The organism is Nioella sp. MMSF_3534, assembly GCF_030732985.1.
Lineage (GTDB): Bacteria > Pseudomonadota > Alphaproteobacteria > Rhodobacterales > Rhodobacteraceae > Nioella.
The window spans coordinates 1-21,817 of sequence record NZ_JASHJX010000056.1; the positions used below are offsets into that span (position 1 = coordinate 1).

Annotated in this window: 22 protein-coding genes; 8 read left to right on the top strand and 14 right to left on the bottom strand. The window is 65.4% G+C overall.

What is annotated here, in order from left to right; translation table 11 throughout:
• Nucleotides 1–56: 56 nt before the first annotated feature.
• Nucleotides 57–2,099, top strand: a complete 2,043-nt coding sequence (locus RBB16_RS18140; protein WP_306047482.1) for an acetate--CoA ligase family protein — start codon at nucleotides 57–59, stop codon at nucleotides 2,097–2,099.
• Nucleotides 2,096–2,881 (top strand): carnitinyl-CoA dehydratase, encoded by a 786-nt coding sequence (locus RBB16_RS18145; protein ID WP_306047483.1) that lies wholly within the window; start codon nucleotides 2,096–2,098, stop codon nucleotides 2,879–2,881. Before RBB16_RS18140 ends, RBB16_RS18145 begins: the two co-directional genes overlap by 4 nt.
• A gap of 436 nt (nucleotides 2,882–3,317) precedes the next feature.
• Here the strand turns inward: RBB16_RS18145 and RBB16_RS18150 are convergent, their stop codons facing one another.
• Both RBB16_RS18150 and RBB16_RS18155 read right to left on the bottom strand, forming a co-directional pair.
• Nucleotides 3,318–3,686, bottom strand: coding sequence for a glycine zipper family protein (locus tag RBB16_RS18150; protein WP_306047484.1), 369 nt, complete (start codon nucleotides 3,684–3,686; stop codon nucleotides 3,318–3,320).
• A 25-nt stretch (nucleotides 3,687–3,711) separates the two neighbouring features.
• On the bottom strand, nucleotides 3,712–3,879 hold the full coding sequence (locus RBB16_RS18155) for a hypothetical protein (protein ID WP_306047485.1): 168 nt from the start codon (nucleotides 3,877–3,879) through the stop codon (nucleotides 3,712–3,714).
• Nucleotides 3,880–4,015: 136 nt separating this feature from the next.
• Between RBB16_RS18155 and RBB16_RS18160 the strand changes: the two genes are divergently transcribed.
• The gene (locus RBB16_RS18160) at nucleotides 4,016–5,038 is read left to right on the top strand and encodes an AraC family transcriptional regulator (protein ID WP_306047486.1); all 1,023 of its coding nucleotides are present in this window, start codon (nucleotides 4,016–4,018) and stop codon (nucleotides 5,036–5,038) included.
• 84 nt (nucleotides 5,039–5,122) lie between these two features.
• Here the strand turns inward: RBB16_RS18160 and RBB16_RS18165 are convergent, their stop codons facing one another.
• Complete coding sequence (locus RBB16_RS18165) at nucleotides 5,123–5,245, bottom strand: hypothetical protein (RefSeq protein ID WP_281249835.1); 123 nt, start codon at nucleotides 5,243–5,245, stop codon at nucleotides 5,123–5,125.
• A 205-nt stretch (nucleotides 5,246–5,450) separates the two neighbouring features.
• On the opposite strand from RBB16_RS18165, the gene RBB16_RS18170 reads away from it, so the two are divergent.
• Nucleotides 5,451–6,386, top strand: a complete 936-nt coding sequence (locus RBB16_RS18170; protein ID WP_306047487.1) for a CorA family divalent cation transporter — start codon at nucleotides 5,451–5,453, stop codon at nucleotides 6,384–6,386.
• On the opposite strand, the gene RBB16_RS18175 is transcribed toward RBB16_RS18170, so the two are convergent.
• Genes RBB16_RS18175 through RBB16_RS18195 form a run of 5 tightly spaced genes read right to left on the bottom strand, consistent with a single transcriptional unit; the run spans nucleotide 6,387 to nucleotide 10,857 of the window.
• A complete protein-coding gene (locus RBB16_RS18175; protein ID WP_306047488.1) occupies nucleotides 6,387–7,109 on the bottom strand; it encodes an SDR family oxidoreductase in 723 nt (240 codons plus the stop codon).
• Between the two features lies 1 nt (nucleotide 7,110).
• Nucleotides 7,111–7,659, bottom strand: coding sequence for a DUF3833 domain-containing protein (locus RBB16_RS18180; RefSeq protein WP_306047489.1), 549 nt, complete (start codon nucleotides 7,657–7,659; stop codon nucleotides 7,111–7,113).
• A complete protein-coding gene (locus RBB16_RS18185) occupies nucleotides 7,659–8,825 on the bottom strand; it encodes a cyclopropane-fatty-acyl-phospholipid synthase family protein (protein WP_306047490.1) in 1,167 nt (388 codons plus the stop codon). Before RBB16_RS18185 ends, RBB16_RS18180 begins: the two co-directional genes overlap by 1 nt.
• Nucleotides 8,825–9,571 carry a DUF1365 domain-containing protein gene (locus RBB16_RS18190; RefSeq protein ID WP_306047491.1) on the bottom strand — a complete coding sequence of 249 codons (747 nt, stop codon included), beginning with the start codon at nucleotides 9,569–9,571 and terminating at the stop codon, nucleotides 8,825–8,827. Before RBB16_RS18190 ends, RBB16_RS18185 begins: the two co-directional genes overlap by 1 nt.
• Complete coding sequence (locus RBB16_RS18195; RefSeq protein WP_306047492.1) at nucleotides 9,568–10,857, bottom strand: NAD(P)/FAD-dependent oxidoreductase; 1,290 nt, start codon at nucleotides 10,855–10,857, stop codon at nucleotides 9,568–9,570. Before RBB16_RS18195 ends, RBB16_RS18190 begins: the two co-directional genes overlap by 4 nt.
• Nucleotides 10,858–11,055: 198 nt before the next feature.
• Between RBB16_RS18195 and RBB16_RS18200 the strand changes: the two genes are divergently transcribed.
• Both RBB16_RS18200 and RBB16_RS18205 read left to right on the top strand, forming a co-directional pair.
• On the top strand, nucleotides 11,056–11,598 hold the full coding sequence (locus RBB16_RS18200) for a sigma-70 family RNA polymerase sigma factor (RefSeq protein WP_306047493.1): 543 nt from the start codon (nucleotides 11,056–11,058) through the stop codon (nucleotides 11,596–11,598).
• Nucleotides 11,595–12,233, top strand: coding sequence for a ChrR family anti-sigma-E factor (locus RBB16_RS18205; RefSeq protein ID WP_306047494.1), 639 nt, complete (start codon nucleotides 11,595–11,597; stop codon nucleotides 12,231–12,233). The genes RBB16_RS18200 and RBB16_RS18205 overlap by 4 nt, the downstream gene beginning before the upstream one ends.
• Nucleotides 12,234–12,267: 34 nt before the next feature.
• Here RBB16_RS18205 and hisD read toward each other — a convergent pair whose 3' ends face one another.
• Nucleotides 12,268–13,536, bottom strand: a complete 1,269-nt coding sequence (gene hisD / locus RBB16_RS18210; protein WP_306047495.1) for a histidinol dehydrogenase — start codon at nucleotides 13,534–13,536, stop codon at nucleotides 12,268–12,270.
• A 222-nt stretch (nucleotides 13,537–13,758) separates the two neighbouring features.
• On the opposite strand from hisD, the gene RBB16_RS18215 reads away from it, so the two are divergent.
• Together RBB16_RS18215 and RBB16_RS18220 are read left to right on the top strand one after the other, a co-directional pair.
• Complete coding sequence (locus tag RBB16_RS18215) at nucleotides 13,759–14,295, top strand: RNA polymerase sigma factor (protein WP_306047496.1); 537 nt, start codon at nucleotides 13,759–13,761, stop codon at nucleotides 14,293–14,295.
• Nucleotides 14,296–14,495: 200 nt separating this feature from the next.
• Entirely contained in the window at nucleotides 14,496–16,379 is a 1,884-nt protein-coding gene (locus RBB16_RS18220) for a von Willebrand factor type A domain-containing protein (protein WP_371931266.1), read from the top strand.
• Nucleotides 16,380–16,471: 92 nt separating this feature from the next.
• Here the strand turns inward: RBB16_RS18220 and RBB16_RS18225 are convergent, their stop codons facing one another.
• The 5 genes from RBB16_RS18225 to RBB16_RS18245 all read right to left on the bottom strand — a co-directional run bounded on the left by RBB16_RS18225 (nucleotide 16,472) and on the right by RBB16_RS18245 (nucleotide 21,659).
• Nucleotides 16,472–16,810 carry a cytochrome c gene (locus tag RBB16_RS18225; RefSeq protein ID WP_306047498.1) on the bottom strand — a complete coding sequence of 113 codons (339 nt, stop codon included), beginning with the start codon at nucleotides 16,808–16,810 and terminating at the stop codon, nucleotides 16,472–16,474.
• A gap of 143 nt (nucleotides 16,811–16,953) precedes the next feature.
• Nucleotides 16,954–17,328 carry a cytochrome c gene (locus RBB16_RS18230; protein WP_306047499.1) on the bottom strand — a complete coding sequence of 125 codons (375 nt, stop codon included), beginning with the start codon at nucleotides 17,326–17,328 and terminating at the stop codon, nucleotides 16,954–16,956.
• A gap of 216 nt (nucleotides 17,329–17,544) precedes the next feature.
• Entirely contained in the window at nucleotides 17,545–18,846 is a 1,302-nt protein-coding gene (locus RBB16_RS18235; RefSeq protein WP_306047500.1) for an FAD-binding oxidoreductase, read from the bottom strand.
• A 5-nt stretch (nucleotides 18,847–18,851) separates the two neighbouring features.
• Entirely contained in the window at nucleotides 18,852–20,246 is a 1,395-nt protein-coding gene (locus tag RBB16_RS18240) for an aspartate aminotransferase family protein (protein ID WP_306047501.1), read from the bottom strand.
• Nucleotides 20,247–20,270: 24 nt separating this feature from the next.
• Nucleotides 20,271–21,659, bottom strand: coding sequence for a glutamine synthetase family protein (locus RBB16_RS18245; protein WP_306047502.1), 1,389 nt, complete (start codon nucleotides 21,657–21,659; stop codon nucleotides 20,271–20,273).
• Between the last annotated feature and the right edge of the window lie 158 nt (nucleotides 21,660–21,817).

Consider the following 21,817-nt stretch of genomic DNA (forward strand, 5'->3'; position numbering starts at 1 on the left):
CCCCCCGGACCCCCCGAGGTATTTTTGCCAAGATGAAAGCAGGTGCGAGGGAGCCTATGGGACGTGATCTGAACCGGTTGCTGCGGCCCGCGAGCATCGCGGTGATCGGTGGCGGGGCGTGGTGTGCGAATGTGCTGCGCGAATGCCTCAAGATCGGGTTTTCGGGTGATCTGTGGCCCGTGCATCCGCGCAGGAGCGAAATGGCGGGCCTGCCAGTGTTCGCGCGGGTTGAAGACCTGCCGGGGGTGCCGGATGCGGTTTTCATCGGCGTGAACCGGCATGTAACGGTGGAAACCGTGGCGCTGCTGTCGAAGATGGGCGCGGGCGGCGCGGTATGCTTTGCCAGCGGCTTTGCGGAAGCGGAGGCGGAACTGGCGGACGGGCCGGAGTTGCAGCGTGCCTTGGTTGCTGCGGCCGGGGATATGCCGGTTCTGGGGCCCAATTGTTATGGGTTTCTCAATGCTTTGGACGGGGCGCTTCTGTGGCCCGACCAGCATGGGCTGGTGCCGGTGGAGAGCGGTGTGGCGATTGTCACGCAAAGCTCCAACATTGCCTGCAACCTGTCGATGCAGGCCCGCGGGCTGCCGATTGCCTATATCATGACAGCGGGAAACCAGGCGCAGACCGACCTGGCGATGATGGGGCGCGGGTTGCTGGCCGATCCCCGCGTCACCGCGCTCGGGCTGCATATCGAGGGGATATCCGACCTGCGCGGGTTCGAGGCGCTGGCGGCCACCGCGCGCGAGTTAGGCAAGCCCATTGTGGCGGTGCGGATCGGGGCCTCGGAACAGGCGCGGGCGGCGACGGTGTCACACACCGCCTCGGTCGCGGGCAGCGATGCGGGCGGGCGGGCGCTGCTGGCGCGGCTCGGGATCGCACAGGCGCGGACGCTGGCCGAGATGCTGGAGACGCTGAAACTGCTGCATGTGGGCGGGCCGCTCGTGTCGAACCGGATCGGGTCTCTGTCCTGTTCCGGCGGTGAGGCGAGCCTGATGGCGGATCTGGCGGTTGAGACGGGGCTGGTCTTTCCGCCGCTGGAACCGGGCCAGAGGGTGGCGCTGGCGGAGGCTTTGGGGCCGAAGGTGGCGTTGGCCAACCCGTTGGATTATCACACCTATATCTGGGGCGATCAGCCCGCCACCACCCGCTGTTTCAGCGCCATGATGCAGGGTGATCTGGCCATGGGCTGCGCGGTGCTGGACTTCCCCCGCGAGGACCGCTGCGATGCCAGTGACTGGCACAAGGTGGTGGAGGCCATCGCCGATACACAGGCCGCGACCGGCAAACGCATGTGCATTCTGGCAAGCCTGCCGGAAACCCTGCCCGAGGCGGTGGCGGATCGGGCCGTGGCGCGCGGGATCGTGCCGTTTTCGGGGATGGGCGAGGCGCTGGCGGCGCTCGATCTGGGGGCGTGGCTGGGGCAGGTGCGGGAGGTGCCGGAGCCGGTGCTGTTGCCGGGCGATCCGGTCGGCGCAAGGACGCTGACGGAGGCACAGGCCAAGGCGGCGCTGGCCGCTCACGGCGTGCGGGTGCCGGGATCGGGCCGGGCCATGGGGGCCTCTGAGGCGGCAGAGATCGCGGCGGGCCTCGGCTTTCCGGTGGTGCTGAAAGGCGAGGGCGTGGCCCACAAGACCGAGGCGGGCGCGGTGGTGCTGAACCTCGCGGATGCGGCTGATGTCGAGGCGTCGGCTGCGGGGATGCAGGCATCGTCTTTCCTGGTGGAAGAGATGGTGACAGGCATGGTGGCGGAGCTGCTGGTCGGCGTCGTCCGCGACCCGGCGCATGGCTTTGTCCTGACCCTCGGGGCAGGGGGGACGCTGACCGAGATCCTGCGCGATACGATGTCCATGTTGGTGCCCTCGACCCGCGACGACATTCGCGGCGCTTTGAAAAAACTGAAGATTTCACCGCTTCTGGCTGGATATCGCGGGGCGGCTGCGGCTAACCTGGAGGCGGTGCTGGATGCCGTGATGGCCGTTCAAAGCTTCGTTGAGGCGGAGGCTGCGCGGCTGGAAGAGATCGAGATCAACCCGCTCATATGCACCCCGTCGGAGGCCGTTGCCGCCGATGCGCTGATCACAATCGGAGAGGACAGATGACAGACACCCCCGTCCGCACGGAACGCCGTGGCCATGTGCTGGAGGTCACGCTGGACCGGCCCAAGGCCAACGCGATCGACATGAGAACCAGCCAGATCATGGGCGAGGTCTTTACCGAGTTCCGGGACGATCCCGACCTGCGCGTGGCGATTGTCACGGGCGGCGGCGAGAAGTTCTTTTGCGCTGGGTGGGATCTGAAGGCGGCTGCCGAGGGCGACCCGGTCGACGCCTATTACGGCAAGGGTGGTTTCGGCGGGCTTCAAGAATTGCGCGGGCTGAATAAGCCAGTGATTTCAGCGGTTAACGGGATCTGCTGCGGTGGCGGGCTGGAACTGGCGCTGTCGGCTGACATCATCCTGGCCGCAGATCACGCCAGCTTTGCGCTGCCCGAGATCCGATCCGGCACCGTGGCCGATGCCGCGAGCGTCAAGCTGCCCAAGCGCATCCCCTATCACATCGCCATGGAGATGCTGTTCACGGGCCGCTGGCTGGATGCGGAGGAAGCCGCACGGTGGGGCTTCGTGAACCATATCTACCCGGCAGATCAATTGCTTGCCAAAGCGCGCGAGATGGCGGACCTGCTGGCTTCCGGGCCGCCGCTGGTCTATGCGGCGATCAAGGAGATCGTGCGCGAGGCGGAGGACATGAAGTTCCAGGACGCCATGAACAAGATCACCAGGAGCCAGTTCGAGACGGTGGAAACGCTCTATCGGTCAGAGGATCAGCTGGAGGGATCGAAGGCCTTTGCCGAGGGGCGAGATCCGGTCTGGAAGGGGCGCTAGGCGCCGCGACAAGAGGGGGGTGCCATGCGTACACCCCCTGTACACCCCCCGTGCACCATGCGTGCAGACGAAACTCTGATTTCCGAGTTGACCCGATCGGGCGCGAAACCTTGCCGTTTGCGGGGGGAAGAGGTTTCGAAACCTCTTTACAAGGGCCTTCGAAGGCCCTTCCCCGCGCGGGAGGAGAACGGTGCGCGCCGGGTCGGACGGGAGCGCGTGTGTCAGGGGCGTCGCGCGGGGTCCGTGTGCCATCACGGGCGGCTGGATCGGTGGTGAGGGCGGGATGCCTCCGGCGGAGGTATTTTTGCCAAGATGAAAGCTGCGGGGTGATGATGCCGGTTGAGCGCGAGGTGGGCGGCGTTTTCGCCAGTGCCATCGTCGGAGGCCGGGGAGCCTCGCAATTATCTTCAGGAACAGTTTCGTGCCGCCGAGCGGGTCAGCCTACCACCCTGTGACCACGCCCGCGCAGGCATTCCACGACGATGGATTCGCGCCGGTCGCTGGCGTCGCCCGCGCCTGCGGCGGCCCCGACCAATGCGCCGACGACCAGACCGGCGGCGATGCCTTCGGACTCGCTGACGTCGTCATCGGCGACACCGGCCAGCGCCCCAACGCCCGCGCCAAGCGCGGCACTGCCGGCGGTCTGGCGGTCGAACTGGCGCTGGTTGGCGGCCAGTGCCTGGCAGGCGCGCAGGTCGTGCGCATAGGCGGCGGTCGGTTCGCCATCGAGAACCGGTGCGTAGTTGGCACCGCTTTCGGCGCAGGCCGAGACCAGCGCGGCGATCATCAGGGGGGTGAGGAACATAACGGGTTTCATGGAGGCAGGTCTTTCAGAGTTTCATGAGGGGCGTGAGGAAGAAAAAGGGCCGCGCGGGCAGTTGTGCGGGACGATCGGGCAGGCCCATATCGGCGCGCAACCGGTCGGGCAGGGCGGAGAGCGGGCTGGACCAGAGGCCAAGGCGCCGCCGGGACAGGCGGGTGATCAGGCAGGATTTCATGGGGGTCGTCCTTGGGGTGTTTCGATGAACGCGATCTAGGCCGTGCTTCGTGTCATCGCCATGACCCCGCGTTTCAACCTGTTGGCAATTCGTGCCAGCGCGGCTAGGTCTGGGACATAGCGATTGGAATGACGGTATGATTGCAGCGACAGGCCCGACGGCGGCGGCGGGGATCGTGAAGGGATTTCTGGACTACGCAGTGGCCGGGGGCGCGGACCGGGCGGGGTTGCTCGCGGCCTCGGGTCTGGCGGGCATGGACCTGTCCGATCAGGATGCGCGAGTGCCTTTGGGGGCCTACAAGGCGCTGATCGAGGCCGCCTGTGCGGCCACCGGGGACGGGGCCTTGCCCATCCGCTACAGCCTTGGCACCAAGCTGGAGGAGGTCTCGATCGTCGGGTTGATCGTGCATTCCTCTGCCTCGATGGCGGAGTCCATGGTGCAGCTCAACCGCTATGCCAAGCTGATGGTGGAGCTCGACATCATGAACGGGGCGGAACGCTATAGCGTCAGCCCGGAAAACGGGCAGATCTGGATCGTGGACAACCGGCCCGATCCCAACAGCTTTCCGGCGCTGACCGAAACTGCCTTCGCCCGCTTCATCGGAGAATTCCGGCGCAGCTTTCCACAGGCGGATTTCGCGCTGGAGATGGAGGTGAGTTACCCCGCCCCGCCGCATGCCGCCGCCTATGAGGCGCTCTACCGCGTGCCCGTCCGTTTCGGCGCGGCGCGCAATGCGATCCGGATCGACCCCAGATGGCTGGAGGTCGAGTGGGAGGAGACCAGCCGATATGTCTTTGGCATCTTCGCCAGCCGCGCCGATCAGCTGCTGGAACAGTTGTCACGAGACGGGTCGGTCAGGGCGCAGGTGGAAGCGCGGCTGATGGCCATTCTGCACGAGGGCGATATTTCGATGGACAGGATGGCGGCGGACCTGGGGATGAGCCGCCAGACGCTGTATCGGCGACTGAAAGAGGAAGGCGCGACCTTTGGCGGGGTGCATGACGCGCTGCGCCGGCGGATGGCCTGCGATTACCTGTCGGCGCGCAAGGTGTCGGTCAACCAGACCGCCTATCTGGTGGGGTTTTCCGAACCCTCGTCCTTCGTGCGGGCCTTTCGCCGCTGGACCGGCCGGACCCCGAGCGATTTCCGCGCCGCCTGAGGGAAAATGAAAAACGGCACCCCGGAAGATGCCGTTTTCATGTCTCTGCTCGCGCCTCGCGGTGGCGCGTGGCTGTCATCAGACTTATGCCACGGCGTCCGCGATGTCGCCCTTGTCTTCACGACGGGAAACGATGAATTTGTAAAGCGCGTTGGCGCCCATGGTGCAGCATACGACAGTGGCAATACAGGCCAGGTAGAGGGTCATTCTAAGTCTCCTTGCAATAACGGGTTCGCAGAATGTGGCCCGGCTTTGTGGCAGGTTCGCGGCGCGGGCGGGGAAATTGGGGAACATTTTTTCAGTCAGGAAGGGGCGGGTCCGGAGGCGGGCAAATCTGGCGACCGCTTTCGCCTGGGAAGTCTGATAGGCTTGCCCGGACAATCCGGGGACAGACAAGGATCGGAGATTTCGCATGCTGACGGCGTATATGTGTGCAGGCCGTGCCTTGCAGGTGGCAGAGCCGGGACAGGCGCTTTGGGTCGACCTGTTTCAGCCCACGCCTGAAGAGGTCGCACTTATGGCCAAGCTGGGGATTGACGTGCCGAGCCTTGCCGAGATGGAAGAGATCGAGCTGTCCAACCGGCTGTATCGCGACGAGGGGGCCGAGGTGCTGACGGTGGTGCTGACCGGTGAGAATGGCGAGGGAAACCAGGTCGCCGCGCCGGTGGCGTTCATCCTGACGGCCGACCGTCTGGTCAGCGTGCGCCATCACCAGCCCCGCCCGTTCCTCACCTATCCGGGGCGGGCCGGGCAGTCCTCGGCCGGGATCGACGCGCCGGAACGGGTGTTTCTGGGGCTGGCGCAAGAGATCGTGGCGCGGCTGGCCGATCTGCTGGAAGGCGTTGGCCGGGTGCTGGACGACACCACGCGGCAGGTCTTCGCGGGCGATGCCGGGCGCGACCCCGATGCGTTGCAGGCGACGCTGAGACAGGTGGGCTTGCAGGGCGAGGCGATTGGCCGGATCCGCCTGGCGCTGTTGACGCTGGAACGCGCCCTCAGCTTCTTCGAGTCCGGCGAGCGGGGCGCGGCGGTGGCCGGGCTGGTCGCGGGGCTGCAGCGCGATATCGAGGCGCTGTCGGAACATAGCGACTACCTGTCGTCGCGCATCGGCCTGAGCGTGGATGCGACGCTCGGGATGATCACCCTGGTACAGAATTCCACGGTCCGCATCTTCTCGGTTCTGGCGGTGCTGTTCCTGCCGCCCACTTTGGTCGCGTCGATCTACGGGATGAATTTCGCCGTGATGCCGGAATTGGCGCAGCCCTGGGGCTACCCGGCGGCGCTGGCGCTGATGCTGGCCTCGGCGGTTGGCTGCTATCTGGTGTTCAAGTGGAAGAAGTGGCTCTGATCAGCTCAGCATCCGGCGGAAGAGGCGGATGGGCAGGACGGAGCCAAGCCGGAAGAAGGCAGCCATCGGCCACGGAAAGGACGTGGCGAAGCGGCGGGATTTCATGGCCCTGAGGGTCTTTGCGGCGGCCTCCTCGGGCGACAGGATGAAGGGCATGTCGAAGCTGTTCTTCTCGGTCAGCCGGGTCTTGATGAAGCCGGGGTTGATCTGCTGGACTGTCACCCCGCTGCCGCGCAGGTCCATGAACAGGTTCTCGGCCAGTTGCATCAGCGCGCCCTTGCTGGCGCTGTAACCGATGGCACCGGGCAGCCCCCGGAACCCGGCAAGCGACCCTATAAGGACGATATGGCCGCTGCCGCGGTCTGCCATTCGGGGCACCACATGGCCGAGGCTGCGCAGGGCGCCGGTGAAGTTGACTTCCGAGACTTTCAGCGCCTCTTCCACGTTCCACGCCTGTGCGGTCATCGGCTCATAGGCCCCGGCGCAGTAGATCACTCCGTCGATCTCGCCCAGATCCGCGACCGTTGCCTGTACTGATCCGCTGTCGGTCACGTCCATCGGCAGGGCGCGGGCGTGGGGCAGGGTGGCGGCAAGCGCCTCCAGCCGCTCGGCATTCCGGGCGGACAGGATCATATGCGCGCCTTCAGCCGCCATGAGTCCGGCCAAAGCACGCCCAAGCCCCTCGGACGCGCCGATCAGCCAATAGGTCTTGCCCCGGAACATATCAGGCGGCGGGGCGCATGGTGGCGACCAGTTCGGCCACGCGCAGCCCGTATTTGCGCATCTCGGACCGGTTCATGATCACGCCATTGTCCATCAGGTACATCCAGTCGGTGACGTCCAGCACATGGCCGCCCGCGTCCTCGGATAGTTTCAGGCGATAGTTCATGCACACTGTGGCCCCTGAGATCACCCCGCGTCCGGTGCCGATGATATCGTCTGCGGTGGCGGTGAAGGTTCCGTCATTGGCCACGTTGAGGAACCATTTTCGGTCCTGGGTTCCGCCACCCGCATAACGGAAATGCTCGGCCAGCGTGCCGGTCGCCCCTGCCCATTCGCCCTGCATATCGGCGGTGAAGCGGGAGGTCACGGTGCCAAGCGGGCCATAGATCACGCCCTCGCAGTGGATGGGGCCGTTCAGATGGCGGCGGATGTCGAAATCTGGGCCAGTCTCTGCGTAGAACTCTGGCGTCTGGCGGCGAAAGCTGAACCGCGCGCGGAACGCGAGCCAGAGGATCAGTGTCAGGGTCAGGGCTGCAAAAACATAGGTCATCAGCGTGCTTCCTCCGCATGGGCCAGCGCAACCTGATGCACCCCGGTCTGTCCGGTCAGGAAGGCCGCCGTGCAGGAGCCAAGATAGAACCGCCAGCCCCGCAGGAACTCCTCCGGCAGGCCAAGGCGGGCGATGCGGCGCTGTTCCGCGTCCATGCGGGTTTGCCACGCCTTGGTTGTGGCCGCGTAGTGATGCCCGAAGGCGAAATCATCGACCACCTGAAGCCCGGCCCGCGTCGCCTGATCCCGGATCACGGCCGGAGACAGCAACATACCGCCGGGGAAGATATGCGAGCGGATAAAGTCGGACCCGCGCCGGTAGATGCCGAAATAGTCGTCGGGCACGGTAATGACCTGAAGCACCGCGCGGCCCCCGTCTGCCAGCCGGTCTTTCAAAGCTCCGAAATAGGTGGGCCAGTAGCGTTCGCCGACGGCCTCCACCATCTCGATCGACACGATATTGTCAAAGCGCCCGCGCGTGTCGCGGTAGTCCTGAAGGCGGATCTCGGCCCGGCCATCAAGGCGGGCATCGGCATAGCCTTTCTGACTTGGCGAGAGGGTCAGGCCGGTCACACGGTGGCCCCGGTCGGCGGCCGCCTCGGCAAAGCCGCCCCAGCCACAGCCGATTTCCAGCACGCTGTCGCCGCTCAACTGTCCCAGAATGCGGGCGTTCTTGCGGTGCTGCGCGCGGGTCAGGTCGCTGTCGCCTTCGGCAAAGAGGGCGGAGGAATAGGTCATCCCCCGGTCGAGCCAAAGCGCGTAGAACTCGTTGCCCACATCGTAATGCTTGCGGATGTTGCGCGCCGCCCCGGCGCGGGAATTGGCCCGCATGACGGTGTTGAGCAGCCGGTAGCCGATGCGCGCCCAGAAGCCGCCATAGACGAAGCTTTCCAGCCGCTCCATGTTCATCAGCGCAACTTGGCAGAGATCCGCGACCGAAGGCGTGTCCCAGAGCCCCGCCAGATAGGTCTCTCCCAACCCGATATCGCCCTTGGCGGCGCAGGCGGTGACGACGGACCAGTCGTGGAGCGTCATTTCAGCCTCGGGCAGACCCTGGCCGAAATCGTAGACCTCGCCCTCGGGCGTGCGCAGGCGCAGGCTGCCGTCTGTGATCTGGCCACAGCTTTCCAGAAAATCGCGTTTCACGCGGGCGGTCAGGAACAGCATCAGCTTACCTCTTCTGTGGGGGCGTCGGGGCGGGGGCGGTAGAGCGCCCCTTTCAGTTTCAGGCGGAGCGCGTGCCAGTGGATCAAAACCCAAGTGCGCGCGGTGCCTGCGGGGCGGCGGATGGCGGCGGCCAGAAGCGTGGCATTGGTCATCGGGCGGCGGGTGCCGGTCAGGGTGGCAACCACGCCCTCGGGACCGTTTTCATGACCGATGCGGATGGCGATGCGGTCCGGGGTCACCCGGAACTGGAACCGGTAGCCGCCCTTGATCTCCTGGAAGGGGGACACATGCATGAGTTTCACCGCCTCCAGCACATCCTGCGGCTGGATCGGGGCAAAGCCGGGAAGGGCGGAGAGATAGCTGTGGCGGTCCCCGAAGGTGTTGGTCACCTCGGAAATCACCGCGACCAGATCGTCGCCGCGAAAGGCCAGCCAGAAGCTGACCGGGTTGAAAACGCGGCCCAGAAAGGCGGGCTGTGTCAGCAACAGGATGCGCGCGTCGGTCAGGCCATGGGCGGCGAAAACCTCTTGTGCCCAGACAACACCGCGTCCCTTACCGGGCGCCCCGCCATGGTGGCGATCCTGAACGGAATAGAGCCCCGCGCGGTTCCGGGCAAACAGCGCGGGGCCCTCGCGGACAACAGGGTCGATCAGTACGAAATCCACCCCATGGGTGAACGCGTGCCGAATGCCGCCCCGCCGTGCGTGGGTGGTCTGGCTTTGCAGATGTTCGGGCCAGTGGCTCATGCGGCGATGACCTGCTGCTGGTCCTGAAGCGCGCGGGCGATGCGCACGGCACTGGCGAACCCGTCCTCGTGGAAGCCGTGGCGCGTATAAGCCCCGGCAAACCAGGTGTTGTTGCGCCCCTGCATCTCGCGCAGTTGCCCCTGTGCGCGCAGCGCCGCAAGGTCGAAGACCGGATGGGCGAATGTGGTCTGGTCATAGACCAGATCCTCGCGGATCGGGCGGGCGGGGTTCAGGGTGATGAAATGGGGGTCATCCTCGGGGATGTTCTGCAGCCGGTTCATCCAGTAGCTGACGCCGATGCGTTGGCTGTCGGCATTCTGCTCGGCCTGATACACCCAGGAGGACCAGACCTTGCGCCGCTTGGGCATCTGGGCCGGGTCGCGGTGCAGCCAGACCTCGTTATCCTGAAAGCGGATGGCGGACAGAGCCTGTTGTTCGTCCTTCGTGGGACGATCCAGCAGCCGAAGCGCCTGATCGGAATGGCAGGCGAAAATGACATGGTCGAAGACCTCTGCCCCCTGTTCTGACACAACCGTTGCCGCCCCGCCCGACCGCCGCACGGATCTGACCGGCTGGCCCACGCTCAGATCGGCCCCGGCCGCGCGCAGATACGTCTCCAGCCGGCTGACATATTCGCGGCTGCCGCCGTCCACCGTCCACCACTGGTGCTGACCATATGTCGACATGAGCGCATGGTTGCGGAAGAACTGCACCAGCGCCTTGGCGGGGAAAGACAGGATCTGTTCGGGCGGGGTGGACCAGATCGCTCCGGACAGGGGCACGAGGTAATAGTCGCGGAACCAGCGGCCCAGTTTCAGGTCGCGCATCAGGTCGGCGATGGTGGCGCTGTCATCCTTCGCCAGTTCCTCGGCCCGCGCATTGAAGCGCAGGATATCGCGCAGCATCCTCAGGAAGCCGGGGCGCGCGAGGTTGGATCTCTGCGCCAGAAGCGCGTCGAGATCCTTCAGCCCGTATTCGATGCGGCCATTATCCACCGTGGCCCCGAAGCTCATGTCGCTTTTCACCACGGGCACGTCCAGATCCTGAAACATGCGGGTCATGTGCGGATAGTTGGCGTAGTTGAAGACGATGAAGCCGGTATCGACCGGCTGATCCCCTGTCTTGCCCGCCATCACGGTGCGGGCATGTCCCCCCAAGCGCGGCTCGGCCTCGTAAAGCGTGACGGAATCCGTGCGCGACAGCAGCCATGCGGCAGCGAGCCCAGAAATGCCGCCACCGATAATGGCAATGCGGCGGGCAGGGCGAAAGGGGGCGTCAAAGGACATGGGCGTCTCCGTGTGCGTGGTGCAAGGAATACGGGGGCCGAAAAAGATCGGATCAAAAATGATCCGGAATTTGCACCCCTGCGTAGAGATCGTATGTTGATGACGGCTGACATGGCACGGGACACGGGCAGGGCGCGGACAGAGCGCTTGGCGCGGCGCGTGCAAAGGGACAGGAAAGCCGTGACTGACGGGCAGGACATGACAGACCAGACCGCGTGGATGCTGGCCGTGCGCGATGCGCGCGACAAGGCGGCTTTTGCGCGACTGTTCGACTATTACGCGCCACGCCTCAAGGGGTTCGTGATGCGGGGCGGCATGGACGCGGCGCTGGCCGAAGAGATCGTGCAGGACGTCATGCTGACGGTCTGGCACAAGGCGGCGCAGTTCGACCCGGAACGGGCGCAGGTGTCTGGCTGGATCTACCAGATCACCCGCAACCGCCAGATCGACACGATCCGCCGCACGGGCCGCACGATGCCCGAAGAATTGAAACACGAAGACGACCATGAGCCGGATGCCGGACAGGTGCTGGCCATGGAACAGGAAGCAGGGAAGTTGAAACAGGCGCTCAGCCGCCTAAAACCCGAACAGCGCGCGATGATCGAGAAAGCCTATCTGGGCGATCTGACACATCAGGAAATCCGCGATCAGACCGGGCTGCCGCTCGGCACCATCAAATCCCGCATCCGGCTAGGGCTGGACCGGTTGCGGCACGAGTTGAAAGAGCTACGAGAGCCATGAGTGACATTACCCATCACATCCCCGAGCCGATGCTCGCGGCTTATGCCGCTGGCACCCTGCCGCCGGTCTTCGAGACCGTGGTGGCAACGCATGTGTCCATGTGCGCGACCTGTCGGGCCGGGATGCAGGCGCATGAGATGGCCGGTGGTGCCGTGCTGGAAGAGGGCGGAGCGGTTGACCTGTCCGACGCGTTGAAGGCCGATGTGCTGGCGCTGCTGGACGCCCCCGCGCCCGAAGACCTCCCCGCGCCGAAGCGCAAGGGCATCTATCCCGGTCCGGTGATGGCGGCTTTGAAAAGCCGTGAACCGCGCTGGAAAAGCCTTGGCATGGGGGTGCGCCAGTCGATCCTGATGGATGGGCCGGACGGCAGCCTGCGGCTGCTCTACATTCCGCCGGGCCGCGCGGTGCCCGATCACGGCCATAACGGGATCGAGATGACGTTGGTCCTGCAAGGCAGCTTCAGCGATGAAACCGGCGCCTTCGGCGTGGGCGATCTGGAAGTGGCCGACGAAGAGCTGGATCATACCCCCGTCGCCGGTGAGGGTCTGCCCTGCATCTGCCTCGCCGCAACCGACGCGCCGCTGCGCTTCCACAGCGTCCTGCCGCGCCTGTTGCAGCCCCTGTTCCGCATCTGAGGTCGTAGGGTGGGCAGTTTGCCCACCTCCCCCGCTACCCCCTGAGCCGGATATCCGCCGTGCGCGCATGGCCTTCCATGCCCTCCAGCCGCGAAATCCGCGCCGCTGCCTCTGCCACGGGCCGAGCAGCGTCTTCGGTCGCCCGCTGCCAGGTCACGGTTTTCAGGAACTTGTGCACCGACAGCCCGCCCGTATAGCGCGCCGCCCCCGATGTGGGCAGCACGTGGTTCGGCCCGGCGCATTTGTCGCCGAAAGCCACGGTGGTTTCCGCCCCCAGGAAAAGCGAGCCATAAACCCGCAGCCGGTTGAGCCACCAATCCAGCCCCTCCGCCTGCACATGCAGATGTTCGGGTGCATAGTCATCGGCCACCCGCGCCATCTCCTCGAAACTGTCACACAGGATGATTTCGCCATGCCGCGCCCAGGCCTGCCGTGCGTTTTCCGCATTGGGCTCGGGCAGCGTCTCGATCAGGCCGGGCACCATACCCAGAACGCTTTGCGCCAGAACCGCGTCATTCGTGACCAGCCAGACCGGCGAGTTATAGCCATGCTCGGCTTGGCCCACCAGATCCCAGGCCACGGTTTCGGGATTGGCGGTGCCATCGGCGATGACCATGCTGTCGGTCGGCCCCGCCACCATGTCGATGCCGATGGGGCCGAATAGCTGCCGCTTGGCCTCCGCCACATATTGATTGCCCGGCCCCACCAGAATATCCGCCCCCGGCAGGCCGAAATGCCCATGCGCCATGGCGGCCACGGCCTGCACCCCGCCAAGCGCCAGGATCGCGTCGGCGCCTGCAAGGTCCATGGTGAAGACGATGGCATCGGGGATGCCCTGTCCGGGCTTCGCAGGCGAGGTCGCGGTGATATGCGGCACACCCGCCACCTTCGCCGTGGTGATCGTCATCAGGGCCGAGGCCACATGCGCATAGCGCCCGCCCGGCACATAACACCCCGAGGCGGAGACCGGGATCAGCCGTTGCCCCGCCACCAGCCCCGGCGCCAGCTCGATCTCGCAATCCGTGACCGATGCGCGCTGCGCTTCGGCAAAGCGGCGGATATTGTCATGGGCATAGCGGATGTCGCGCTTGACCTCTTCGGGCACGCGGGCAATGGCGCGGGCGCGGTCCTCGTCCGACAGCAGAATATCGCCCTCCCACTTGTCGAATTGCGCGGCCATGCGGCGCACGGCGTCTTCGCCTTCGGTCTCGATCACCCGCAGCATCAGGGCAACCTGATCGGTCAGGTCCCGGTTGTCCTGAACATCGGGGGCGGCCCCCTGCTTGATATAGGAAATCCCCATGCGCTGCGCTCCTGCACAAAGCTGAAATACCCTCTCTGAATGCGGATGAATCCGGTTTTCGTCAATGAAATTAGTATTTTAGGGCATTCATTTCGATTTCTTGAAATCGCGGTTTTCGGGCCTCGAAAGGCAGCGCTGAAAAAGCGCGCGCCTGCCCCAAAGAAAATTTCACTTTCTTCCCAAGGATCGCGGTCTAGGCTGCGTCCAAGGAAAGACATGCGCATGAGTGTAACGGATCAGGATCTGGCCCTTGCGGCTGCCGGTGGCGACGCGGACGCCTTCGAGGCGCTTCTGTCGCGTCACTATGACCGGCTCTTTGCGCTGGCCTTCCGGCTGACCGGATCGCGGGCCGAGGCCGAGGATCTGACGCAGGATATCTGTGCGGCCCTTCCGGCCAAACTGGCCAGCTATCGGGGGCAGGCGCAGGTGACGACATGGCTTTACCGTGTGGCCGTGAACGCCGCCACCGACCGCCGCCGCCGCGCCGCCGCCCATGCCCGCGCCGCCGAAGGCTGGGGCGATTGGGAGGTCAACCGCCGCAAGGCCGCCGCCGAAGAGAGCGCGCAGGTCGCGTGGCTCTATCGCGCCATGGCGCAGCTTTCCGACAGCTTGCGCGACACGCTGGCTCTGGTGCTCGACGACCTGACCCATTCGCAGGTGGCCGAGATCCTGGGTGTCTCCGAAGGCACGGTCAGCTGGCGCATATCCGAGGCCAAGAAGGCGCTCGCCCGTATACGAAACGAGGAGGAGTCGACATGACCCCCCGCACCGATGACTTCGATCTGGACGACCTGAGGTCGGCCATGACAGCGGCCACCCCGGCCGCCGATCCCGCGCGCCGGGCCGAAAATCTGGCCCTGGCGAAAAAAAATTTCCAAACGGCCCAAGGATCGCGGACCGAGGCCCGTCAAAGCTCTGATCGTCCCCAAACGGGGGGCTTTTTCAAAGGAGCTTTTGACATGCTGATTTCCCGTACTGCCTTTGGCGGATTGACCGCCACCACCGCCATCGTTGCCGTTGGCTTCCTGTTTCTCAGCCCGCAGGGGCAAAACCTGCTGCGCCCGCCCGTCGATAGTGGCCCGGTGATTTCCGAACCCGAGATCGTGACCGGCGTGGACCGTGAACAGGCGCAGGACACCGGGGCCACCGAGGATGGAGATCTTGCCGTGGCGGACACGTCGGAAGAGGTCGGACGGGTCACTCTGCGGGATACCGAACGGGTCGAGATTGCACCGGTGATCCTGGCCGAACCCATGGCCCCGCCGTCGCCTGCCCCGACCGATGGGCTCTTCTCCCTCCATTCCAGCGGTGATGTGGGGGGTGGGGCCATCCAGCAGCAGGGCTATGGCAACAGCGCCGTTCTGAATTCGCGCGGCGTGGTCGCCCCCGGCGGCCTGATCGCCTCGCCCGATATCGTCGCCCCGCCTCCGGCCGATACCGAGGAATACGCCAACGAGGATGACAATCCCCTGCGTGTCGTGGCCGATGACCCGGTCTCGACCTTCTCGATCGACGTTGACACCGCCTCCTGGTCGCTTCTGCGCTCCTCTCTCAACCGTGGCCAGATGCCCAACCCCGACGCCGTGCGCATCGAGGAGATGATCAACTATTTCCCCTATGATTACGCCGCGCCGGATGCCGACGATATCAGCCCCTTCCGCCCCACGGTGAACGTGTTCGAGACCCCGTGGAACCCTGACACCCGACTGGTCCGCATCGGCTTGCAGGGCGATCTGCCCGCCATCGAGGACCGCCCGGCCCTGAACCTCGTCTTCCTGATCGACACGTCGGGCTCCATGAACGACCCGTCGAAGCTGCCGCTTCTGATCCAGTCCTTCCGCCTGATGCTGGACCGGCTGGACCCCGAGGACGAGGTCGCCATCGTGACCTATGCGGGTAGCGCGGGCGTTGCGCTCGACCCGACCCCGGCCAGTGACCGCAACGCCATCGAAGCCGCGCTCACCCGTCTTCAGGCCGGCGGCTCCACCAACGGCGCGGGCGGGCTGCGCGAGGCCTACCGACTGGCCTCCGAGATGTCGGAGGAGGGCGAGGTCAGCCGCGTTCTGCTGGCCACCGATGGTGATTTCAACGTCGGCATCTCCAACCCCGATGAGCTGACCGATTTCATCACCGATCAGCGCGACAGCGGCACCTACCTGTCCGTCCTCGGCTTCGGGCGTGGCAACCTGCAGGACGACACGATGCAGGCGCTGGCCCAGAACGGAAATGGCACCGCCGCCTATATCGACACGCTGAGCGAAGCCCGCCGGGTGCTGGTCGATCAGCTGGCCGGGGCTCTCTTCCCGATTGCCGATGACGTCAAGATCCAGGTGGAGTTCAATCCCGCCGTGATCGCCGAATATCGGCTCATCGGCTACGAAACCCGCGCCCTGGCACGCGAAGACTTCAACAATGACGACGTGGATGCAGGCGAACTTGGCGCGGGCCATGCCGTCACGGCGCTCTACGAGGTCACGCCCGTGGGCAGCCCCGCCCGCCTGACCGATCCGCTGCGCTATGCCAGCGACACACCAGAGGCCGAAGCAGGCGAGCATTCCGACGAACTGGGCTTCCTGCGCCTGCGCTGGAAGGAACCGGGCGCGGAGGAAAGCGAACTCATCGAGTTCCCCATCGAGATGACCGACAGCCCCGACCCCGAGGCCGCCTTCGCCGCCGCCATCGCGGGCTTCGGCCAGCTGCTGCGCGGATCGGATTTCCTGGGCGACTGGACCTATGCGGATGCCATCGCGCTCGCCAATGCCAATCGCGGCGAGGATGAGTTCGGCTACCGATTCGAAGCGGTGCAGCTGATGCGCCTTGCCGAAAGCCTCTCCGCCGACTGAACCGCGCGCAAACGGCGCGGAGCGATCGAGCAGTCTGTCCCCCCGCTTCTCCGCGCCGGGACCCCGGGGGATGTCCCGCCCCCGGGGTCCCCTTATTGCTGGATGGTTGCCAGGTAGTCGGCCAGCGCCTCGATCTCTGCATCCGAATGACGTGCCCCCCAGACCGGCATGGGCGAGCCATGGGCCCGAACGCCCGCGCGCCCGTCGATGATCGCAATCACCTCTGCCATCGGGAAGCTGCCACCATTCACGGCCGACAGCGTGGTCAGATCGGGGGCTGAGGCACCGGGCCCACTGGCGGCATGGCACAGCAGGCAGGTGTCTCGATAGACCTGTTCGGCCCCCGTCGGGGGCTCGACCGCGGGCTGACAGGCGCCAACAATGACAGGGATGGCCAAGGCCATAGCCGCGTTTCGCTTCCGTCCGAACATGTCATGCCCTCCAAAGATGCCCGAAGTCACCTGTTGACGATGGCAATTATGCCCTCCGATTTCAATGCTCTTGGCCCTAGGGTCTCGCCACCTTGCCGATGGCTCGCAAAGCTCTGTTCGCCTGACAACGGCTCAATGCCAGTCTAATGCTGGATTGTCGCGAGATAAGCCGCGAGATCGCGGACCTCCGGCGGAGTCAGGATCGCACCCCAGACCGGCATGGGTGACCCATGGGCCCGCAGCTCCGCCCGCCCGTCGATGATCCGTGTCACCTCCTCCACTGGAAAGGACCCACCATTCAAAGCGGCCAGCTGTGTCAGATCGGGGCCCTGCGGGGTGCTTCCCGGCATGTGGCAGGTCGCGCAGGTTGCCCGATAGAACATTGCCCCACCCTCCGCATCCGGCGCTTGTTGCTGGCAGGCCGCCACACCCAGAAAGGCCATGGCGACTGATATCGAGCGGCTGAACATCGGACCGGGGCCTCCCTCGGCTGCACGGCTTTCGATTGACAATGCCAAGCAGTCCACATTCGGGCAACCCTTTTCTCTTTCAGCTTGGCCCAAATACCTCGGGGGAGTCGCCGTCAGGCGACGGGGGCAGCGCCCCCTCTGTGGAATGCTCTTGAGAAGAGCATTTGGGCCGGATCGGTGCCGCAGGCACCGATCTGCACCACCAGCCAGTTGAACGCGGCCCGCAAGGGCCGCGCGGGTCGACGCCGGAGGCGGCGAAATCGCTCAAAGCTTATCGCGCAGGGAAAACCACAGCATCGCCAGCACCAGAAGCGGCCAGCGCATCGCCACCCCACCGGGAAAGCGCGGGGTCGGAACGCTGGCCATCACGTCGAAGCGTTCCGCCTGTCCCGCAATCGTCTCCGCCGCGATCTGACCTGCCAGCGTCGCCATCGCGACGCCATGGCCGGAATAGCCCGACAGGCTCAGGATATTGCCCGCCACCCGCTCGAAATGCGGCATCCGGTTCATGGTGATGCCAAGCGTGCCGCCCCAGCCATGGGTGATCGTGACGCCCTTCAGTTGCGGGAAGATCTCCTCCAAAGGCCGACGCACCGCGCCCGCGATATCGCGGGGGAAGCGGTAGCGATAGCTTTCGGTGCCACCGAAGAGCAGCCGGTGATCGTCGGAAAAGCGGAAATAGTTCACCACGAACTTGCTGTCCGCGACCGCGTGATTGCCGCGAATGATCTCTTCCTGCCGGTCAGGGCCAATCGGCTCCGTCGCCACCACGTAATTGTTGATCGGCATGACCCGCGCCGCGACCTGAGGCACCAGCCCGCCGAGATAGCCGTTGCAGCCAAGCACGACATGGCGCGCCGTGACCCGCGCCGTGGCCGTCACCAGCCGGGCGGGCTCGCCCTGCTCCAGCCGCTCCACCTTCGACATCTCGAAGATGCGCGCGCCCGCGCCACTGGCCAGCCGCGCCAGCCCAAGCGCCAGTTCCAGCGGGTCGATATGGCCCGCGCCCATGTCGATAGTGCCGCCGTGATAGGCGGGGGAGTTTACCAGCGCGCGCAGCTCCTCCCGGTCCAGCGCGCGGATCTGGTCATAGCCGTATTCGGTCTGCAGCTTCTCGGCATAGGCGGCATAATCCGGCACGTAGCGCGCCCGGTGCGCGGCGTGGATCACGCCGGGGTGGAACGTGGCCCGCACCTCGTCGCGGTCCGCGATCTCTCGCACGAGGTCGACGGACTGGTTGGCGATATCCCACAGCGCGCGGGCGTGGTCCTGCCCGACCATCGCCTCCAGCTCATCCTGTTCCAGCCGCTGGCCTTGTCCGACCTGCCCGCCATTGCGCCCCGAGGCGCCGAAGCCCACGCGGCTTGCCTCCAGCAGCACCACGTCATAGCCACGCTTCGCCAGATGCCACGCGGCAGAGAGCCCGGTGAACCCGCCGCCCACCACGGCCACGTCGCAGGTGATCTCGCCCGTCGCCGTGGGAAACCGGGGCAGGGGGGGGGCCGCATGGGCGTAGAAGGACGGGGGATAGTCCCCCGGCCTGTCATTGACGGTCAGCAGGTCCATGGGGATCAGGCGCTTTCCAGCAGACCCCGTTCCTTGACGATGGCATAGGTCTCGTCCAGCGCCTTGGTGGCCCGCGCGATCAGCGTGTCGATATGGTCGGGCGTCATCACCAGCGGCGGCGAGATGATCATCCGGTCGCCCACATGGCGCATTACCAGGTTGTTGGCGAAGCAGCGGTCGCGCGCGATCAGCCCGACAGTGCCCGCAGGCGCCTTGAAGGCCGCGCGCTTTTCCTTGTCGGGGGTCATCGCGACCGAGCCCATCATGCCGACGATCTTCGCCTCGCCGATCAGCGGATGCTCGACCATCTTCTCCCATTTCGCCTTCAGGTAGGGCCCCACCACGTCGCGCACATGGCCGACGATGTTTTCCTCTTCCATGATCCGCAGATTTTCCAGCGCCACGGCGGCGGCCACGGGGTGGCCGGAATAGGTGTAGCCGTGGTTGAAATCGGCAGACCCGATCACCTCGGCCACCTCGTCGCACAGGATCGAGCCGCCAATCGGCGCGTAGCCGGAACTCAGCCCCTTGGCGATGGTCATGATATGGGGGCGGATGTTCACGGTCTGCGATCCGAACCAGTTGCCGGTACGCCCGAAGCCGCAGATCACCTCGTCGGCAATCAGCAGGATGTCATACTTGTCGCAGATCCGCTGCACCTCGGGCCAGTAGCTGTCCGGCGCCACGATCACGCCGCCCGCGCCCTGCACGGGTTCGGCGATGAAGGCCGCGACGCGGTCCTCGCCCAGGTCCAGGATCGCCTCTTCCAGCTCGCGCGCGCGCTTCAGGCCGAACTCTTCCCGGGTCATGTCGCCGCCCTCGGCCCACCAGTTGGGCTGGCCGATATGGTGGATATTCGGAATCGGGATGCCGCCCTGCGCATGCATCGCCGCCATGCCACCAAGCGAGGCCGCCCCCACGGTAGACCCGTGATAGGCGTTCTTGCGGCTGATGATGACGTTCTTTTCCGGCTTGCCCTTGAACTGCCAATAGGTCCGCACCAGGCGGATATTGGTGTCATTGGCCTCGGACCCGCCGGCGGCAAAGAAGGTGTGGTTCAGATCGCCCGGTGCCAGCTCGGCCAGCTTCTTCGACAGCGCGATCACCGGCACATGGGTGGTCTTGAAGAAGGTGTTGTAGAACGGCAGCTCGCGCATCTGGCGCGCCGCCACCTCGGCCAGCTCGTCGCGGCCATAGCCGATATTGACGCACCACAGACCCGCCATCCCGTCGAGGATTTCATGGCCGTCGCTGTCGGTCAGGGTCACGCCACTGGCGCGGGTGATGACCCGGCTGCCTTCCTGCCCGAGCGCGGTGTTGGCCGAGAACGGGTGCACGTGGTGGGCCGCGTCGAGCGCCTGCAATTCCGCCGTCGGCATATGGTTGCTGATCATGTTCATTGTCTTCTCTCTCCCATCAGGCCGTCAGACGTTCAGCAGCAGGTGCTGGCGTTCCCACGGTGAAATCTCGCGTTGATATTCTTCGTTCTCGGCGCGCTTGATGTCGCCATAGAGCTGGCAGAACTCCTCGCCCAACACGGCGCGGATTTCCTCGGCCTCCTCGAAGATGTCCAGCGCCTCGCCGAGGCTCGCGGGCAGGGCATCGTCGGTCTCCCAGACCTCGACCTCGACGGCGGGGCGGGGGGGCAGCTTTTTCATCATTCCCAGATAGCCCGCCGCCAGCGAGGCGGCGATGGCCAGATAGGGATTGCAATCCATCCCGATGACCCGGTTTTCCACCCGCCGGGCCTGGGGCCCGCCATGGGGGATGCGAAGGCCCGTGGTGCGGTTGTCGCTGGCCCATTCCAGATTGGACGGCGCGCTTTGACCCTCGACCGTGATGCGGCGATAGGAATTCACATAGGGGGCCAGCAGTGGCACCAGTTCCATCAGGTATTTCTGCGACCCGCCGATAAAGTGGCGGAAGATATCGGACGGGCTGCCATCCTTGTTCGAAAAGATGTTCTTGCCGGTTTTGATATCGACCACGCTTTGATGCAGATGCATGGCGCTGCCCGGCTCGTCGCGGATCGGCTTGGCCATGAAGGTGGCGAAGATGCCGTTTTTCAGCGCCGCCTCGCGGATCGAGCGCTTGAAATAGAACACCTGGTCGGCCAGCCACAGCGGATCGCCATGCAGAAGGTTGATCTCGATCTGTCCGGCGCCGCCTTCCTGGATCACCGTGTCGATGCGGAAGCCCTGATCCTCGGCATAGTCGTAGATCGTGTCGATGACCGGCCCGTATTCGTCCACGGCGGCCATGGAATAGACTTGGCGGCTGGCGCCCTTGCGGCCCGTGCGGCCCAGAGGCGGCTGGATTTCCTCGTTCGGGTCGGTGTTCGGCTTGGTCAGGTAGAATTCCAGCTCGGGCGCGACCACGGGTTTCCAGCCCTGCGCCTTGTAAAGATCCAGAACCCGGCGCAGCACGTTGCGCGGGGCGATGGCCAGCGGATCGCCCTCGCGGGTGCCCAGATCGCAGATGATCTGAAGCGTCGGGTCATCGGCCCAGGGCACGGCGGTGGCGGTGGACATGTCGGGCGTCAGCACCACGTCGCGTTCCAGCCACTGGTTCTCGATCTCCATATCCACATATTCGCCCGAAATGGTCTGGTAGAAGAGCGAGATGGGCAGGAAGAAGGTCTCGTCCGGGCGGAACTTGTAGGACGGCATCGCTTTGCCGCGCGAGGTGCCGGCAAGGTCGGGGATGATGCATTCGACCTCTTCCAGTCGGCGCCCGTCGAGGTAGTCGAGGAAGGCTTCGGGCAGATTGGTCAGCCAATCCGCCTCGGATTTCGCTTTGCGGGGCGTTCTCATGTTGTCCTGCCGCGGTGGTGGTTCGGTAAAGGCCCGGTCCGGGTGTCCGCGCGTTCGCGGGGGCCGTTCGGTCGCCTGCTGGGAGAATATGATCAAATCTTTGAGTCTGTCAATCGGGCTGTCGGGTGGTTTCGCCGTGCCTTTGGCACGCCGACCCG